The organism is Streptodolium elevatio (assembly GCF_053592165.1).
In genome coordinates this window covers 228,664-244,620 of the sequence record NZ_JBSFVE010000014.1, presented here as the reverse complement: position 1 = coordinate 244,620, position 15,957 = coordinate 228,664, and the positions used below count along the sequence as shown (strand labels likewise).

13 protein-coding genes, 1 pseudogene and 1 riboswitch are annotated in these 15,957 nt (G+C 73.0%); of the genes and pseudogenes, 10 read left to right on the top strand and 4 right to left on the bottom strand.

Annotation, left to right across the window (positions count from 1 at the left end; translation table 11 throughout):
- Positions 1 to 188: 188 nt before the first annotated feature.
- Positions 189 to 800, bottom strand: coding sequence for a hypothetical protein (locus tag ACWD12_RS25485; protein WP_450101501.1), 612 nt, complete (start codon positions 798 to 800; stop codon positions 189 to 191).
- A 290-nt stretch (positions 801 to 1,090) separates the two neighbouring features.
- Between ACWD12_RS25485 and ACWD12_RS25480 the strand changes: the two genes are divergently transcribed.
- The 3 genes from ACWD12_RS25480 (at position 1,091) to ACWD12_RS25470 (ending at position 3,780) form a co-directional block, all read left to right on the top strand.
- The gene (locus tag ACWD12_RS25480) at positions 1,091 to 2,374 is read left to right on the top strand and encodes a sensor histidine kinase (protein WP_450101500.1); all 1,284 of its coding nucleotides are present in this window, start codon (positions 1,091 to 1,093) and stop codon (positions 2,372 to 2,374) included.
- Between the two features lie 99 nt (positions 2,375 to 2,473).
- A complete protein-coding gene (locus ACWD12_RS25475; RefSeq protein ID WP_450101499.1) occupies positions 2,474 to 3,166 on the top strand; it encodes a response regulator in 693 nt (230 codons plus the stop codon).
- 77 nt (positions 3,167 to 3,243) lie between these two features.
- On the top strand, positions 3,244 to 3,780 hold the full coding sequence (locus ACWD12_RS25470) for a nuclear transport factor 2 family protein (protein ID WP_450101498.1): 537 nt from the start codon (positions 3,244 to 3,246) through the stop codon (positions 3,778 to 3,780).
- Positions 3,781 to 3,874: 94 nt separating this feature from the next.
- Here ACWD12_RS25470 and ACWD12_RS25465 read toward each other — a convergent pair whose 3' ends face one another.
- The gene (locus tag ACWD12_RS25465) at positions 3,875 to 4,705 is read right to left on the bottom strand and encodes a hypothetical protein (protein ID WP_358356834.1); all 831 of its coding nucleotides are present in this window, start codon (positions 4,703 to 4,705) and stop codon (positions 3,875 to 3,877) included.
- A 221-nt stretch (positions 4,706 to 4,926) separates the two neighbouring features.
- Positions 4,927 to 5,018, top strand: a riboswitch (cobalamin riboswitch).
- Between the two features lie 157 nt (positions 5,019 to 5,175).
- Between ACWD12_RS25465 and cobN the strand changes: the two genes are divergently transcribed.
- From cobN to ACWD12_RS25440, 5 genes are all read left to right on the top strand, one after another.
- Positions 5,176 to 8,814 (top strand): cobaltochelatase subunit CobN, encoded by a 3,639-nt coding sequence (gene cobN, locus ACWD12_RS25460; RefSeq protein ID WP_450101497.1) that lies wholly within the window; start codon positions 5,176 to 5,178, stop codon positions 8,812 to 8,814.
- A complete protein-coding gene (gene cbiT, locus ACWD12_RS25455) occupies positions 8,807 to 9,538 on the top strand; it encodes a precorrin-6Y C5,15-methyltransferase (decarboxylating) subunit CbiT (RefSeq protein ID WP_450101496.1) in 732 nt (243 codons plus the stop codon). Before cobN ends, cbiT begins: the two co-directional genes overlap by 8 nt.
- On the top strand, positions 9,535 to 10,290 hold the full coding sequence (cobM, locus tag ACWD12_RS25450; RefSeq protein WP_450101495.1) for a precorrin-4 C(11)-methyltransferase: 756 nt from the start codon (positions 9,535 to 9,537) through the stop codon (positions 10,288 to 10,290). Before cbiT ends, cobM begins: the two co-directional genes overlap by 4 nt.
- 170 nt (positions 10,291 to 10,460) lie before the next feature.
- A complete protein-coding gene (locus tag ACWD12_RS25445) occupies positions 10,461 to 10,781 on the top strand; it encodes a DUF4288 domain-containing protein (RefSeq protein WP_450101494.1) in 321 nt (106 codons plus the stop codon).
- A gap of 62 nt (positions 10,782 to 10,843) precedes the next feature.
- Positions 10,844 to 11,662 carry an MOSC domain-containing protein gene (locus ACWD12_RS25440; protein WP_450101493.1) on the top strand — a complete coding sequence of 273 codons (819 nt, stop codon included), beginning with the start codon at positions 10,844 to 10,846 and terminating at the stop codon, positions 11,660 to 11,662.
- 37 nt (positions 11,663 to 11,699) lie between these two features.
- Here the strand turns inward: ACWD12_RS25440 and ACWD12_RS25435 are convergent, their stop codons facing one another.
- Positions 11,700 to 12,230: a nuclear transport factor 2 family protein gene (locus ACWD12_RS25435; RefSeq protein ID WP_450101492.1), complete on the bottom strand. Its 531-nt coding sequence runs from the start codon at positions 12,228 to 12,230 to the stop codon at positions 11,700 to 11,702.
- A gap of 243 nt (positions 12,231 to 12,473) precedes the next feature.
- Here ACWD12_RS25435 and ACWD12_RS25430 point away from each other — a divergent pair, with 243 nt between their 5' ends.
- Positions 12,474 to 13,058 (top strand): TetR/AcrR family transcriptional regulator, encoded by a 585-nt coding sequence (locus ACWD12_RS25430; RefSeq protein WP_450101491.1) that lies wholly within the window; start codon positions 12,474 to 12,476, stop codon positions 13,056 to 13,058.
- Positions 13,059 to 13,165: 107 nt separating this feature from the next.
- A pseudogene (locus ACWD12_RS25425) lies at positions 13,166 to 14,367 on the top strand (GDSL-type esterase/lipase family protein).
- Between the two features lie 40 nt (positions 14,368 to 14,407).
- Here ACWD12_RS25425 and ACWD12_RS25420 read toward each other — a convergent pair.
- Positions 14,408 to 15,742, bottom strand: a complete 1,335-nt coding sequence (locus ACWD12_RS25420) for an MFS transporter (protein WP_450101490.1) — start codon at positions 15,740 to 15,742, stop codon at positions 14,408 to 14,410.
- Positions 15,743 to 15,957 lie beyond the last annotated feature (215 nt).

Genomic DNA, 15,957 nt, shown 5'->3' with positions numbered 1-15,957 from the left:
GGTCGGGGACGAACGACAAGGCCGGCGCGAAGCAGAACCTGATGCGGTGGACCAGCACCCGCACCATCAAGGAGACCTTCGTCCCACCCACCGACCACCACTACCCCCACATGGGCTGAGCCGACGGTGGGCCGTGTCCGAGGGATCCCTCCGACACGGCCTACCCGAAACGATCCCTCACCGGGGTCCTAGTACTTGCCGCTCAGGTATTTGTCGATCCGCGGGTCGCGTTGCCCGTCGCGGCGCTGGCCGCCGTCCCCGTCGCCGCCCGGGCGCTCCTTGGGCCAGATGGTGTACGTCAGGGCCACGATGGCGTTGATCCCGGCGGCCACGCCCATCCGCCACTGCCATGCCGACAACTCCTCGGTCCGGGAAGAGTCGTCGATCGTCCAGATCGCCAGCTGGAGCAGCCCGGCGGACACACCGCCGGCCACCGCGGTCATGCCGGCGAACTTCCATTCGTGCGCGGCCCGGGCCATGCCGTACTTCGGCGGCTTGACCGGCGGGGGACCGCCCGCGAAGCGGTGTGCGAACCGGGCGTCGGCCCACTTGATGATGTAGTGCCCGTACGCGACCGAGAAGCCGATGTACGCGGCCGACAGCCCGTGCTTGAAGTCGGCGGTCGCCCCGTTGCTCAAGTCGACGACCGTGGCGACCAGCAGGACCACGTCGACGAGCGGTACGGCGATCAGCAGCGCCGTGCTCGTGCGCCGCAGGCGGAAGATGTACCTCGTGGTCAGCGCGAGGGCCAGGATCACCCAGAAGGCGATCTCGCACCCGACGATCAGGGCGATCATCATCACGGTCTCCTTTGTCGCCGCTCGGGCTTCCGTCCTGCTTCCAGACTCCCGGCGAAGGGCCCCCGAATCGTCGTCGGGTGCGACGATCGTGGGCTGCATAGTTCGATGTACGCGGAGTCACCATGGACACGCCCCGGGGAGGGCGGCGTGGCGTAGTCGCACGTGGTGCGATGGACTCGTACAGCACGACCCGACCGACCCCACGGCAGGACCCCACGGCAGGACCACGCAGCCAGACCCCCGCATCACCGCCGCAGCCCCGACTCGGCACCCGCACTCGAAAGGCCGGCATGGCACGGAAGCGCCCCCATCCCCACGACCTGCTGCTCGCCGCCGCCGGCTGGGTGGGCGGCGTCGCGGTGTGGGCCGTCGGCCTGAACGACTCGTACCACGATCTGCCCCGCGCGCTGACCCTGATCCCGCTCACGGTCATGGCCTGCACGACGGTGCTGCGCCGGAGCGCGCCGCGCACCGCCCTGGCGATCGGCACCGTCACGGTCGTCGTGGACCAGACGACGGTGCCGAACGTCGCCACCGTCGTCCTCTTCGCCGACCTGATCTACGCGGCCGCCCTGTACGCACCGCTCCGCACCGCCCGCCGGGTCGCGCCGGCCTGCGTCGTGTTCACGATCCTCAGCACCGTGGTCGCGCTCAGCGTCCTGCGCGACGTCAAGGCGCTCATCGTCGGCGTGTTCGCCGGCCTGGTGACGCTGACGTCCGCGTGGACCGGCTGGATCATCAGGACCCACCGCGACGAGGCGGCGGCCGAACGCCTGCGTGCCGAACAGACGGCGCTGCTGGCGGAATTGGACAGGCGTTCCGCGGTCGAACAGGAACGCGCGCGGATGGCACGCGAGTTGCACGACGTGGTGGCCAACCACCTCTCCGCGATCGCGATCCACTCGACGGCCGCGATGACGGTCGCGAAGAACGATCCGGAGGCGACGTCCCGGGCGCTGGCGGTGATCCGGGAGAGCAGTGTGCAGGGGCTCGCGGAGATGCGGCGGCTGATCGGGCTGCTGCGCGGCAGCGGCGGTGGCGAGACGGCGTTCGCGGGGGACCACGAAGGGGCGCAGGCGGCCGTACCGAGGTTGGACTCGCTGGACGCGATGCTCGCCCGCGCGTCCCGCAGCGGCGCCGACAACGGGCTGGAGTTCTCGCTCGACGACCGCAGGCTCAACGGCGGCGGCCGGCAGCTGCCTGCCCCGGTGGAGCTGGCGGCGTTCCGGATCGTCCAGGAGTCGCTGACGAACGCGCTCAAGCACGCGGCCCCGGGGATGGTGAAGGTGCGTCTCGTGCAGTCGACGCGGCGCCTCGTGGTCGCGGTGGAAAGCCCGTACGTCCCCGGCGACGGGCCGCGCGCACCCGGCGCGGGCGCGGGCCTGGTCGGCATGCGCGAGCGGGCGTCCCTGCTCGGCGGGTCGTTCGAGGCGGGGCCGAGGCCGGAGGAATCGGCCGGGCCCGGGAAGGGGACGGACGGCAAGACGGCCTGCTGGCAGGTCAGGGCCGAGTTGCCGCTCGGGGACCCGGGCGGCGCCCAAGGCTCGGGCCGGCCGATCCACCGCACGACCTGACGGCACGACGACCTGACAACCGGACGCTCTGACCGCACGACAGCACGACAGCACGACAGCACGACCACGAGACCACCGCACCGGGGAGACAGGCAGAGCATGGACACAGGCACCGCCGGCACCATTCGCATCGTCGTCGCGGAGGACCAGGGCGCGGTCCGCGCCGGGCTGGTCCTGATCCTGGGGTCGGCGCCGGGGATCGAGGTCGTCGGCGAGGCTTCGGACGGCGAGGAGGCCGTCCGGCTGGCGCGCGAGCTCCGCCCCGACGTCGTGCTCATGGACGTGCAGATGCCGCGCATGGACGGTGTGGCCGCGACCCGCGAGGTGGTGCGCGACGGTCTTGCCGACGTGCTGGTGCTGACGACGTTCGACCTCGACGAGTACGTCTTCGGCGCGCTGCGGGCGGGGGCGTCCGGCTTCCTGCTGAAGGATTCCGACGCCGAGGTGCTCACCGAGGCGGTTCGCCTGGTCGCGCGCGGCGAGGGCATGATCGCCCCCTCGGTGACCCGCCGTCTGATCGCCGCTTTCGCGACCGACGCGGGCTCGAAGGCGGGAGCGCGTCCCGACTCGGCGGCCCAGGCGGCGCTCGACTCGCTGACGCCGCGCGAGCGCGAGGTCTTCGTGTGCCTCGGGCGCGGTCTGTCGAACCAGGAGATCGCGGAGCACCTGGCCATGGCGGAGGCCACGACCAAAACGCACGTGAGCCGCATCCTCCCCAAGCTCGGGGTGCGCAGTCGGGCGCAGGCCGCGGTCCTCGCCCACGAGCTGGGGCTGCTGGACGAGGACGTCTGAGCCCAGCTATCTGACGGTGTGTCAGACTGGCGGGGACCTTGATCGACGGGGGAGTGGACCACCCGAGGAGCGGCAGCATGACCGGGACCGAGACCGACCGCCTCGCGCGGCTGGAGGCGTACGAGGAGATCCGACAGCTCGCCGCCCGGTACGCGCTCGCGCTCGACAGCCGCGACGTGCCGGCGCTCGCCTCGCTCTTCGTCGACGACGTGCAGACCGGCGAGGGCGGCGTGGGCCGCGAGGCGCTGGCCCGCTGGTTCGACCCGGTACTGCGGCCGTACGGCATCACGTTCCACCTGATCGGCAACCACATCATCGACCTGGTGGACGAGGACCACGCCATCGGAGTCGTCTACTGCCGTCCCGAGCACGAAGTGGGCGACCTCTGGGTGGTCATGCCCATGCAGTACTGGGACCGCTACGAACGCCGGGACGGCCGCTGGTACTTCCGCAGCCGCAAGCCCAAGGTGTTCTACGCGGCGGATGTGCAGGAGCACCCGCTCCAGGTCGCGGACCGGTACAACTTCCCCGGCAACCCCCTCATCACGCGGGCCGAACTGCCGGAGAAGTGGGCGTCGTGGCAGGAGTTCTGGTCGCGTACGGGAAGCGAGTAGACCCGGGCCGAGCAGCAGGCGGTGCTCAGCGGCGTGGGCGGCAGAGACTGAGCGGCAGTCCCATGAACGGCCGACCCGGCGCCGCCAAGTCCCGTCATGCCACGCCGTCGTCGGGCTCCGGCGGGTACGGGCGTCCGGTGAAGTCCCGCACCGGGCCGTAGCGGTGCCGAGCCGCCGCGGCCGCGCCGTCGGCGGCGGCCCGGATGCCGGAGGCGAGCAGGGCCGGATCGCGGCCCGCCGCCCGCACCATGTGCAGGCCCACCAGCGGTGCGGAGCCCGGTGGTTGAGGGCTCGTCAGCTCGGTGGCGGCCGGCACCGGGCGCAGCAGGCCGTGTGTCAGCGCCAGCCACGACCCCGCTATCGCCCGCACCATCAGCGCTTCGGGATCCACGCGGTCGGACGCGCGCCGGGGCCACAGCCGCGTCTCCAGGATGGGCACGTACGGCACCGTCAGATGCCCCGCGGGCAGCCACGGTCCCACGTGGGCGAGGCCGAGGCGCGCCTCCGTCTCGGACAGCCGCCCCTCGCGTACCTCGCGCGCCGCGGCGGCCTCCGCGTCGAACCACCAGGTCAGCCATACGCCCGCGAAGTGCCGGGGCAGGCTCGGCCCCCACGTCGCGGCGGTGAGCGGCGTGCAGTTGTCCGACGGGTCGACGCCGACCGGGAACTGGAACATCAGCAACCCCCGGGTGGCGGGCAGCACTTCGGCCGCCATCGGGAGGCGGAGGCCGACCGAGGCGGTGAGCAGCGCGCGAACCGCCACGTCGTCGAAGGCGTACGCCGGTCCCTCGACCACGCGCGACAACTGCACCCGGGCCATGCGCGCCGCCTGTTCGGCGGGCGGCTCGCCGCGCCACTCGACCGGGGCCATGGTCCGCGCGCCGTGCGCGATCATCGCCGCCCAGTGCCGGGGCGCGCGCTCCACGAGGTACTCCAGGAGGAGTGCACGCCGGTCCGCACATCCTCGTGCGCTCCAACTACCTGGCATATATACGAAGTTAGACCGTGTTGTTGGTCAGAGTATGCTTTTCGACTGTTTTCCTGAATCGTTACGTATCGCGGGAAGCCGCCCGAACTTGCGGGACTGTGGTGCCCTAGGCGATGCTGACCCCGCACCGGCCCTCGTCGGTGCGGGGAGGACGCGGACAGGAAGCCGGTGCAAGTCCGGCACGGTCCCGCCACTGTGACCGCCCGCGCGGCTGCCGGAGGCAGCGGTGCGGTGCGGGAGTCAGGAACTGCGCGTTCCACCCCTGTTGTCCGATGGGGCGAGGACCCCGGAGAGGCGCGCACAGTGACGACTCCGTCGTGCCCGCAGGCCGCACCACGCGTACGCATACCCGCGGGCACCCCCGCCTTCGCCCCGGACGCGACAGCGCGCCGCGCGGAGGTGGCCCGGTGATCCTCCTCCTCTCCACCTCCGACACCGACCTGCTCAGCGCCAAGGCCAGTGCGGGCGCGTGGCGGCTCGCGAACCCCTCCCGCACCTCGCCCGAGGACCTGCCCGCCCTCGTCGACGGCTGCGATCTCGTCGTCGTCCGCCTCCTCGGCGGCCGCCGCGCCTGGGAGGAAGGCCTCGACGCGCTGCTCGCGGGCCCGCGCCCGGTGGTGGTCGTATCCGGCGAACAGGCCCCCGACGCCGCGCTCATGGAGCTGGCCACCGTCCCGGCGGGGGTGAGCGCCCAGGCCCACGCGTACCTCGCCCAGGGCGGCGCCGAGAACCTCACGAACCTCCACGGGTTCCTCTCCGACACCCTCCTGCTGACCGGGCACGGCTTCGAGCCGCCCGTCGAGGTCGCCGCCTGGGGCCGCCTGGATCGCCCGACCCGCAACCCCGGCGCCCCCGGCGTCGGCGTGCTCTACTACCGCGCCCACCACCTCGCCGGGAACACCGCCTTCGTGTCCGCGCTTTGCGACGCGATCGAGGACGCCGGGGGCCGGGCGGTCCCGGTGTGGTGCGCCTCGCTGCGCGGCGCCGAACCCGCGCTGTTCGACGCGCTGGGCGAACTGGACGCACTGCTCGTCACGGTCCTCGCCGCGGGCGGCGCCCGGCCCGCCGAGGTCTCCGCGGGCGGCGACGACGAGGCGTGGGACGTCGGCGCCTTGGCCGGCCTCGACATCACCGTCCTCCAGGCGCTCAGCCTCACCACCAGCCGCGCGGAGTGGGAGGCCGGCGACGCGGGCCTGTCGCCCATGGACGCCGCGACCCAGGTCGCCGTGCCCGAGTTCGACGGCCGCCTGATCACCGTGCCGTTCTCCTTCAAGGAGACCGGCGCCGACGGCCTCACGTACTACGCCGCCGACCCCGAGCGGGCCGCGCGCGTCGCGGGCATCGCGGTACGCCATGCCCAGCTGCGCCACGTCCCGGCCGCAGAACGCCGGGTGGGTGTCGTGCTTTCCGCGTACCCGACCAAGCACGCGCGCATCGGCAACGCGGTCGGACTCGACACACCCGCAAGTGCCGTCGCGCTGCTGCGCGCGCTGCGCGACGTCGGATACGACGTCGGCCCGGTAGACGGCCCCGACGCCCTGCCCGGCATCGAACCCCCGAACGGCGACGCGCTCATCCACGCCCTCATCGCGGCGGGCGGCCAGGACCCCGAGTGGTTGTCCGAGGCCCAGCTCGAAGGCAACCCGGTGCGCATCGGCGCCGCCGAGTACCGCAAGCGGTACGCCCGGCTCCCGGTCGGCCTGCGCGCCAACATCGAGGAGCACTGGGGCCCGCCGCCCGGCGAGCTGTACGTCGACCACTCGCACGACCCCGACGGCGAGATCGTCCTCGCCGCCCTCCGCGCCGGCAACATCGTGCTGATCATCCAGCCGCCGCGCGGTTTCGGCGAGAACCCCGTCGCCATCTACCACGACCCCGACCTGCCGCCCAGTCACCACTACCTGGCCGCCTACTGGTGGCTCGACGCCGCCCGCGATGCCGGCGGGTTCGGCGCGAACGCGCTCGTGCACCTGGGCAAGCACGGCACGCTGGAATGGCTGCCGGGCAAGAACCTGGGCCTGTCCGCCGAGTGCGGGCCGGACGCGGTGCTCGGCGACCTGCCGCTCATCTACCCGTTCCTGGTCAACGACCCGGGCGAGGGCGCGCAGGCCAAGCGCCGCGCGCACGCGGTCATCGTGGACCACCTGGTGCCGCCGATGGCGCGGGCCGAGACGTACGGCGACCTGACGCGCCTGGAGCAGTTGCTCGACGAGTACGCCAACGTCTCGGCACTGGACCCGGCCAAGGCGCCGGCCGTGCAGGCACAGATCTGGACACTAGTGCAGGCCGCCCGGCTCGACCACGACCTGGGCATCGACGACCGCCCGCACGAGGCGGAGTTCGACGACTTCCTGCTGCACCTGGACGGCTGGCTGTGCGAGGTCAAGGACGCGCAGATCCGTGAGGGGCTGCACGTGCTGGGGACGGCGCCTACGGGGGAGGGCCGGGTCAACCTGGTCACCGCGATGCTGAGGGCGCGTCAGGTGTGGGGCGGGCGTACCGCCGCGCTGCCCGGACTCCGCGAGGCCCTGGGCCTGGTGGAGGGCGGCACCGCCGGGCGCCGCGACACGGACGACGCCGAGGCGCGGGCCTTCGCGCTGGTCGCGGGCATGGAGGCGCGCGGCTGGGACCCGGCCGCCGCGACCATCGTGTCGGCCGAGGTGCTGGACGGCGTCCCCGGTGCGGACCTGTCGGCCGTCACCGACGTACTAGTCTTCGCGGCCACCGAGGTCGTGCCCCGGCTCGACCGAACGGGCGACGAGATCGGCGCGGTGCTGCACGCCCTCGACGGCGGCTACGTCGCGGCCGGGCCCTCCGGTTCGCCGCTGCGCGGCCTGGTCAACGTGCTGCCGACCGGCCGCAACTTCTACACCGTCGACCCCAAGGCGGTGCCCAGCCGCCTCGCGTGGGACACCGGCCAGGCGCTCGCCGACTCGCTGCTCGCCAAGTACCGTGCGGACACCGGGGACTGGCCGCGCTCGGTGGGGCTGTCGGTGTGGGGCACGAGCGCCATGCGCACCAGCGGCGACGACGTCGGCGAGGTGTTGGCGCTGCTCGGCATACGCCCGGTCTGGGACGACGCGTCGCGGCGCGTCACCGGCCTGGAGCCCGTCCCGCTCGCCGAACTCGGCCGCCCGCGCGTCGATGTGACGGTGCGCATCTCCGGGTTCTTCCGGGACGCCTTCCCACACGTGGTGCTGCTGCTCGACGACGCGGTGCGGCTGGCCGCCGGGCTGGAGGAGTCCGACGAGGACAACTTCGTGCGCGCGCACGTGCGTTCCGACATCGCCGAGCACGGCGACGAACGCCGGGCCACCACACGCGTGTTCGGCTCGCGCCCGGGCGCGTACGGGGCCGGGCTGCTGCCGCTCATCGACTCCCGGACCTGGCGCGACGATGCGGACCTGGCCGAGGTCTACGCGACGTGGGGCGGCTACGCGTACGGCCGGGGCCTGGACGGGGTGTTCGCGCGGCAGGACATGGAGGGCGCGTACCGCCGCATCGCCGTCGCCGCCAAGAACACCGACACGCGCGAACACGACATCGCCGACTCCGACGACTACTTCCAGTACCACGGCGGCATGGTCGCGGCGGTGCGCGCGCTGACCGGGACCGCACCCGCGGCGTACATCGGCGACTCGACGATGCCCGACGCGGTCCGGACCCGGACACTGGAGCAGGAGACCGCCCGGGTGTTCCGGGCCCGCGTGGTGAACCCCCGCTGGATCGAGGCGATGCGGCGGCACGGGTACAAGGGGGCGTTCGAACTCGCCGCGACGGTCGACTACTTGTTCGGCTACGACGCGACGACGGGCGTGGTGCAGGACTGGATGTACGAGCGCCTCGCCGCCGAGTACGTGCTCGATCCGGAGAACCGCGAGTTCATGCGGACCTCCAACCCGTGGGCGCTGCGCGGCATCGCCGAGCGGCTGATCGAGGCGGCGGACCGCGGGCTGTGGGAAAAGCCCGAGGCGGCGACGCTGGCGGGGCTGCGGGATGCGTACCTGGAGGTCGAGGGAGATCTGGAAGGCGGCGAGGATGCCTGAGCGGCCGCCCGCGGCGGCCCCCGCCCCGGCTCCGGCAACCGCTGCCCCGGCTCCGGCTCCGACAACCGCGGCTCCGGCCCCGCCCCCGGTCCCGGCCGGCACGGTTCCCGGTCTGCCCGACGACGCGTACCGCAGCGACGGCCAGTTGACGAAGCGTGAGGTCCGCGCGGTCACGCTCGCGGCCCTCGCCCCGCGCCCGGGCGAACTGCTGTGGGACGTCGGGGCGGGCAGCGGCAGCATCGGCATCGAGTGGCTGCGCTCGCACGACGCCTGCCGCGCGGTCGCGATCGAGTCCCACGAGGAACGCGCCGACCGCGTACGCGCGAACGCCGCCGACCTCGGGGTGCCCTGGCTGTACGTCCTCGTCGGCGCGGCGCCCGGAGCCCTGGACCTCCTCGCCGACACCGACACCCCCGACGCGGTGTTCATCGGCGGCGGCCTGACCGTGCCCGGTGTGGTGGAGCGCTGCTGGGCGGCCCTGCGCCCCGGCGGACGCCTCGTCGCCAACGCCGTCACAGCCGAGACCGAAGCGGAACTGGTGCGCCACCGGGCCGAGTTGGGCGGGGACCTGACCCGCATTCAGATCAGCCGCTCGACCCCCGTCGGCCGGTTCACCGGCTGGCGCACCCTGATGCCGGTCACGCAATGGGTCGCGGTGAAACCCGGCCTCGCCGAGGCCGACCGCGAACCGTCCGCCCAGTTCCGGGAGGAGTCCACCGCATGACCGTGCACTTTGTCGGCGCGGGCCCCGGCGCCGCCGACCTGATCACCGTACGCGGCCTGCGGCTCGTCGAGAACGCCGCGGTGTGCCTGTACGCGGGTGCCCTCGTCCCGCGCGAACTCCTCGACTCCGCACCGCCCGAAGCCCGGCTCGTCGACACCGCGAACCTCACCCTCGACGAGATCGTGGCGGAGATGCGGACCGTCCACGCCGACGGCCTGGACGTGGTGCGCCTGCACTCCGGCGACACCTCGTTCTTCAGCGCGGTGGGCGAGCAGATGCGCCGCCTGGACGCGCTGGGGATCCCGTACGACCTGACCCCGGGCGTACCGGCGTTCGCCGCCGCCGCGGCCACCCTCGGCCGCGAACTCACCCTGCCCGGGGTCGGCCAGACCGTCGTCCTGACGCGTGTCTCCAACAACTCCACGGCGATGCCGCCCGGCGAGGACCTGGCCACCCTCGGGCAGTCCCGGGCGCTCCTCGTCCTGCACCTCGCGGTCCGCGAAACCGCCCGCATCGTCGACGAGTTGGTGCCGCTCTACGGCGCGGAATGTCCGGTGGCCGTGGTCGCCCGCGCGTCCCGCCCGGACGAACTCGTCGTCCGCGGCCGCCTCGCCGACCTGTCGTCCCTCGTCCACGACAACGGCATCAAGTCCGTGGCCGTCATCATGGTCGGCGGGGTGCTCGGCGACGAAACCGGCTTCTGCGAAAGCCACTTGTACTCGCCGGCCCGAGAACGAGCCGTGGCGGACTGAGCCGCAGCGGACTGCGGCGCAGCGCAGGCCGCGCCGACGTCCGTCAGGTGCGGTAGACGGTCCGCTCCGTTCGGGCGCCGCCCCGGACGGTCTCGGCCGCCTCGATCCACTCGGCGTGTTCGAGGGCGCGGACGGCCTCGTACCGGGACCCGGTGGGTAGCGTGGTCGGGATGCAGAGCTACGTTGCGGTGCTGGTGAGCGAGTCCCACGTGCCGGGGGACGCGCCGCTGTTCCAGGAGAGCTTCGTGCTGGTGCGCGCGGTGGGGGAGGACGAGGCGCGGGCGAAGGCGGAGGCTCTGGGCCGGGCGGCGCAGACGTCGTACCTGAACGAGGACGGGCGTACGGTCACCTGGACGCTGCGCCACGTCGTGGACGTCGCCCCGGTGCTCCGGGACGACCTGGGCGACGGCGCCGACCTGTACGCGCGCCACTTCCGGAACATCGAGGCGTACGAGGCCTTCGAGCCGCTGCTGTCGGGTGAGGAGCTGTAGCCCGGCGGCGCGGCGGCAGGCGGGATTCCGAGGGGCGTGACCAGCCCGGATATTCTGTCGCCATGGCATCGGTCGTCGAACTCAACGTCTATCCGGTCAAGGGGTGCGCGGCGCTGCCGGCGTCCGAGGCCGTGCTGACCGACGCCGGGATCGCGCACGACCGGACCTTCATGGTCGTCGACGACCGCGGTGTCTTCCGCAGCCAGCGCACCGACCCCCGGCTGTCCGTCGTGCACGCGGGGATCGACGCCGACGGGCGGCGACTGGCGCTGCGCGCGGCGGAAGCGGGCGAACTGTTCCTGGACGTGGACACCGAGTCGCCGCGCGTCGACATCGAGATGTTCGGGACGCCGTACCGCGGCATCGACCAGGGCGACGCGGTCGCCGCGTGGCTGACCGGCGTCCTCGGGGTGCCGAGCCGCCTGGTCCGGGTGCCGCCCGAGCACGAGCGGGTCACGCCCGGGCTGGTCCCCGGCACGGCGGCGTTCGCGGACAGCGGGGCCCTGCTCGTGGTGTCGCGCGCGTCGCTCGACGGGCTCAACGCGCGCCTCGGCGACGCGGGTCCGCTGCCCATGACGCGCTTCCGGCCGAACATCGTGGTCGACGGCTGGACCGAGCCGCATCGCGAGGACGACGTGCGCCGGATGCTCGTCGGCAACACCGAACTCGCCTTCGCCAAGCAGGCCGGGCGCTGCGTCGTCACCACCGTCGACCAGGTCCGCGGCGTGAAGGCCGGGCCGGAGCCGCTGCGTACGCTGGCCACGTACCGCCGTGGCGCGAGCGGCGGGGTGCTGTTCGGCGCGCAGTACTCGGTCGTACGCCCGGGCAAGCTCGCGATCGGTGACACCGTCGACGTCACCGAGTGGGCGGACGGCCGCTGAGGAGCGGCCGTGGCGCGTCGGCCCGAGAAGGTCGGCGCTACGGCCGGAAGACCGCGTACGACGGGTCGTCGGTGTCGCGGCGGCCCGCGTCCTCCGGCGGCACGAAGTCGGCGAGTTCGCGCGGGATCGTCTGCACGGTCTGGGCGTCCAGAATGTGGCGCCGCGAGTCGACGGCCCAGCGGCCGTCGCGGAGTGACCAGCGGTCGACGTACCGGCCGCGCGTGGTGATCTCGGAGATCGCCGAGTCGTCGGCGCCGGGGCCGCGGAGCAGGACGGTGACGTACGACTCGCTCACCGCGCTCGTGCCGTCCGCGCCGATCTGGATCAGGATGTTGGTGATCTGGTGGGAGTGCGAGGTCAGCGCCTCGTGCGCCTTCCACACCCAGTCGACGAAGCCCTCGCCGGTGCCGCTGAACATCGGCGGGTAGTCGGCGGTGCCGCCCGGATGCCACACCGACAGCGCGAGGTCGCGGTCCATGCGGTCCAGGGCACGGCAGTAGGTGTAGACGACTTCGGTGATCGCCTGCTTCGCGAGCAGGTCGCGGACTGCAAGATCGAGTTCGGCCATGCGGCGGAGCCTGCCCGCAACAGGCAGCGGATACAAGGCCGATCGTGTCCCGGGGGCACGTGGCGGTGACGGACCGGTCCGTCCCCGTCCCCGCCGTCCGTCCCACCGAGTATGCCTCCTGCACCGCCGCCGACCGGGTGGTGGCCGCCCAGGCCGCCTCGCAAAGCTAAGGATTTTTGCCTTTTGCCTAAAAGTGTTAGGCAGATGCATACTCGGTTCTGCCGACAGAGAGGCAGGACGGGCATGGCACGCGCTGGACTGACCGCTGAACGCCTGGCCCGGGCGGGCGCCGAACTGGCCGACGAGGCCGGCTTCGACCAGGTGACCCTTTCGGCGGTCGCGCGGCGGTTCGACGTGAAGGTCGCGAGCCTCTACTCGCACTTGGCGAGTTCCCAGGAGCTCAAGACCCGGATCGCCCTGCTCGCCCTCGAGGAGATGGCCGACCGGGTCGCCGCCGCGCTGGCCGGACGTGCGGGCAAGGACGCGCTGACCGCGTTCGCGGACGTCTACCGCGACTACGCCCGTGAGCACCCGGGCCGCTACGCCGCCGCGCAACTGCGTCTCGACGCCGAGACCGCGGCGGCCAGTGCCGGGGTCCGGCACGCGCAGATGACGCGCGCGCTCCTGCGCGGCTACGACCTCGCCGAACCGGACCAGACCCACGCCGTACGCATGCTCGGCAGTGTCTTCCACGGGTACATCTCGCTGGAGATGGGAGGGGGCTTCAGCCATAGCGCCCCCGACACGCAGGAGACCTGGTCGCGCATGCTCGACGCCCTCGACGCCCTGCTGCGGAACTGGCCCGCGGCCGACCCGCCGGCGTCCTGACCCGCGCTGCCGTCGTGACCGGCTGCCGTTTTGACCGGCGCCGGCGTCCTGACCGGCGCTGCGCGGCCAACCCACCGACCGCTCCACCGACCACGAGGGCAACACTCATGTCCCACCCCGCCGAGAACCTCGTCAGCACCCCCATCTCCGCCGAACTGCTGCGCGGCGCCCTCGATTTGGAGCGCACCGACCGCGGCCTGCTGCCGCATCGGCTGCCCGCGTGGGCGCGTGCCCAGTGGCTCGACGGGCAGTTGGCGATGGCCGAGTCGCAGCCGTCAGGCGTACGTCTGGCCTTCCGGACCCGCGCGACGGCCGTCGAACTCGACACCGTGCCGACCAAGCGCGTCTACCCCGGCGCTCCGCCGCGTCCCGACGGCGTGTACGACCTGCTCCTCGACGGCCGCCTCACCGCCCAGGGCACCGTGGCCGGCGGCGACACGCTGGTCGTCGACATGGCCGCCGGAACCGCCGAGACCCGACGGGGTGCCCCGGGCACCTCCGGTTCGCGGGGCTGCCGTCCGACCTGAAGGACGTCGAGATCTGGCTTCCGCACAACGAGACCACCGAGCTGGTCGCGCTGCGTACCGACGCCCCCGTCGAGCAGGTGCCCGACCGCGGCCGCAAGGTCTGGCTGCACCACGGTAGTTCGATCAGCCACGGCTCCGACGCCGCGAGCCCGACCACCACCTGGCCCGCCCTCGCCGCCGCACTCGGCGGTGTCGACCTGGTCAATCTCGGTTTCGGCGGCAGCGCGCTGCTCGACCCGTTCACCGCCCGCAGCATGCGCGAGACGTCCGCGGACCTGATCAGCGTCAAGCTCGGCATCAACCTGGTCAACCACGACCTGATGCGCCTGCGCGCCTTCGCCCCTGCGGTGCACGGGTTCCTCGACACCATCCGCGAGGGGCATCCGACCACGCCGCTGCTGGTCGTCTCGTCCATCCACTGCGCGATCCACGAGGACACGCCGGGCCCCGCGTTCCCGGACCCCGACGAACTGGCCGCCGGGCGCATGGGCTTCCGGGCCACCGGCGACCCGGCCGACCGTACGCGCCTCACGTTGACCACGATCCGCGCCGAACTCGCCCGCATCGTGGCGCACCGGGCCGCCGCCGACCCGAACCTGCACTACCTCGACGGCCTCGAACTGTACGGCGAAGCCGACGCCGCCGAACTCCCGCTCCCCGACCGCATCCACCCGGACGCGGCCACCCACCGCCTCATTGCCGAACGCTTCGCGGCACTCGCCTTCACCGGCACCGGACCTTTCGCCGACAAGACGAGGGGTGCGGCGACGACCCACGGGTGAACCGGGCAGGCCGAACCGCGTCCCAGGACCGAACCGCGGCCTACGGCTGAACCGCGTCGTACGCCGCGTCCTCGCCGTCCCGGCTGTCCGAGCCGTCGCGACCCTCCCGCTCATCCGGGCTCTCCCCGGCCTCGTCGCCCTCGCCGCGCGGCGGATGCCGGGGGAGGAGCAGCGGCGTCGCGAGCAGCAGCAGACCGGCGATGCCGATCGCGGTACGCGGGCTGTTCAACGCGGCGGCAAGGAGCCCCCACAGGGCGGTCATGGCCGCGATAGAGGCCTTGTTGGTCACCGACCACGCGGTGAGCACCCGGGCGACCCGGTCCGTGTCCGTGTGCAGGAGCCGCCGCGTGGCGAGCACCGGGTTGAACACTCCGCAGCAGGCGATGAGTCCGAACTCGACGGCCATCACGAGGATGAGCCCGGACACTCCCGGGCCGATGAACGCCAGCCCCAGGGGCCAGCACGCCCGCAACGTCCCGGCCGCCAGCAGGACCCGGTGCTGCCCGTAGGCCGCCACCAGGCCGGGCGCGAGCCGGGAGCCGACGAGCCCGCCGACGCACGGCACCGCGAAGGCGAGGCTGTACTGCCACGGGGCGAAGCCGTAGTCGTCGAGCATCAGGACGGCCAGCAGCGGCGCGGACGCCATGATCAGACCGTTGACCAGCACCCCGTTGAAGAACAGCGGCCGCAGCACGGGGTCGGACAGGATGTGCCGCCACCCGTCGAGCAGGTCCCCGGCCCGCATCCGCGACCCCGGCGCCGCCGGGTCCTTCACCCGCGAAGGGCGCGGCTCCCGGCGGCCTATCGCGCGGATCCCCGTCGCGGAGAGCAGGTAGCTGGCCGCGTCCGCCGCCACCGTGACCAGCGGTCCGAACAGTCCGATCATGGCGCCGCCCGCGGGCGGCCCGAGCACGGAGGCGGTCCAGTTCGTGCCTTCGAGCCGGGCGTTGGCGACGAGCAACTGATCAGGCGGCAACAGGGACTTCAGATACGCGCCCCCTGCCGCCAGGAACGTGATGTCCGCCGCCGCGACGACCACCGACACGAGCACGAGCTGTACCAGGGAGAGCGCATCGAGCGCGTACGCCACCGGCACGCTCGCCATGGCCGCGCACCGGACGAGGTCCGCCCCGATCATCACCGGGCGCTTGCGGCGGAACTCGACCCACGGCCCCGTCGGCACCGCCAGAACCGCACCCACCGCAGGCCCGGAGGCCGCGAGCACCGCCACCTCGGCGGGCCCGGCGTCCAGGGTCATGATCGCGATCAGCGGGAACGCGCCGAAGGCGAGCCAGGTGCCGAGGGTGCCCGTAGCGTACGACGCCCACAGCCACCCGAACTCCCGCCCCAGCGACTGCTTGACGCCACTGCCCACCTGTTGCCGCCGCCCCTCGCCCGCTTTGCCGCATCGTCACCCGCACACCGCCGGGCCGCACCGCCGGCCGCCCCGCAGAGAGCACGGTAGAGCACCGCGGTGGCGGCTCCGCTCGACCCGGAGCGGTTGCCGCCCCCGGCCCGGCGCCGGAGTCCTCACCGGCCGTCGCCCTGTAAACCGCCCGAGGTGCCGACTGGTCACCCTTGAAGGTGACA

Bases quoted from the DNA above. Each gene is read 5' to 3' on its own strand.
- ACWD12_RS25470 (WP_450101498.1), top strand. From the start codon at position 3,244: ATGACCGGGACCGAGACCGACCGCCTCGCGCGGCTGGAGGCGTACGAG.
- ACWD12_RS25485 (WP_450101501.1), bottom strand. From the start codon at position 800: ATGATGATCGCCCTGATCGTCGGGTGCGAGATCGCCTTCTGGGTGATC.
- ACWD12_RS25430 (WP_450101491.1), top strand. From the start codon at position 12,474: ATGGCACGCGCTGGACTGACCGCTGAACGCCTGGCCCGGGCGGGCGCC.
- ACWD12_RS25445 (WP_450101494.1), top strand. From the start codon at position 10,461: ATGCAGAGCTACGTTGCGGTGCTGGTGAGCGAGTCCCACGTGCCGGGG.
- cbiT (WP_450101496.1), top strand. From the start codon at position 8,807: ATGCCTGAGCGGCCGCCCGCGGCGGCCCCCGCCCCGGCTCCGGCAACC.
- ACWD12_RS25480 (WP_450101500.1), top strand. From the start codon at position 1,091: ATGGCACGGAAGCGCCCCCATCCCCACGACCTGCTGCTCGCCGCCGCC.
- ACWD12_RS25440 (WP_450101493.1), top strand. From the start codon at position 10,844: ATGGCATCGGTCGTCGAACTCAACGTCTATCCGGTCAAGGGGTGCGCG.
- cobM (WP_450101495.1), top strand. From the start codon at position 9,535: ATGACCGTGCACTTTGTCGGCGCGGGCCCCGGCGCCGCCGACCTGATC.
- ACWD12_RS25475 (WP_450101499.1), top strand. From the start codon at position 2,474: ATGGACACAGGCACCGCCGGCACCATTCGCATCGTCGTCGCGGAGGAC.
- ACWD12_RS25435 (WP_450101492.1), bottom strand. From the start codon at position 12,230: ATGGCCGAACTCGATCTTGCAGTCCGCGACCTGCTCGCGAAGCAGGCG.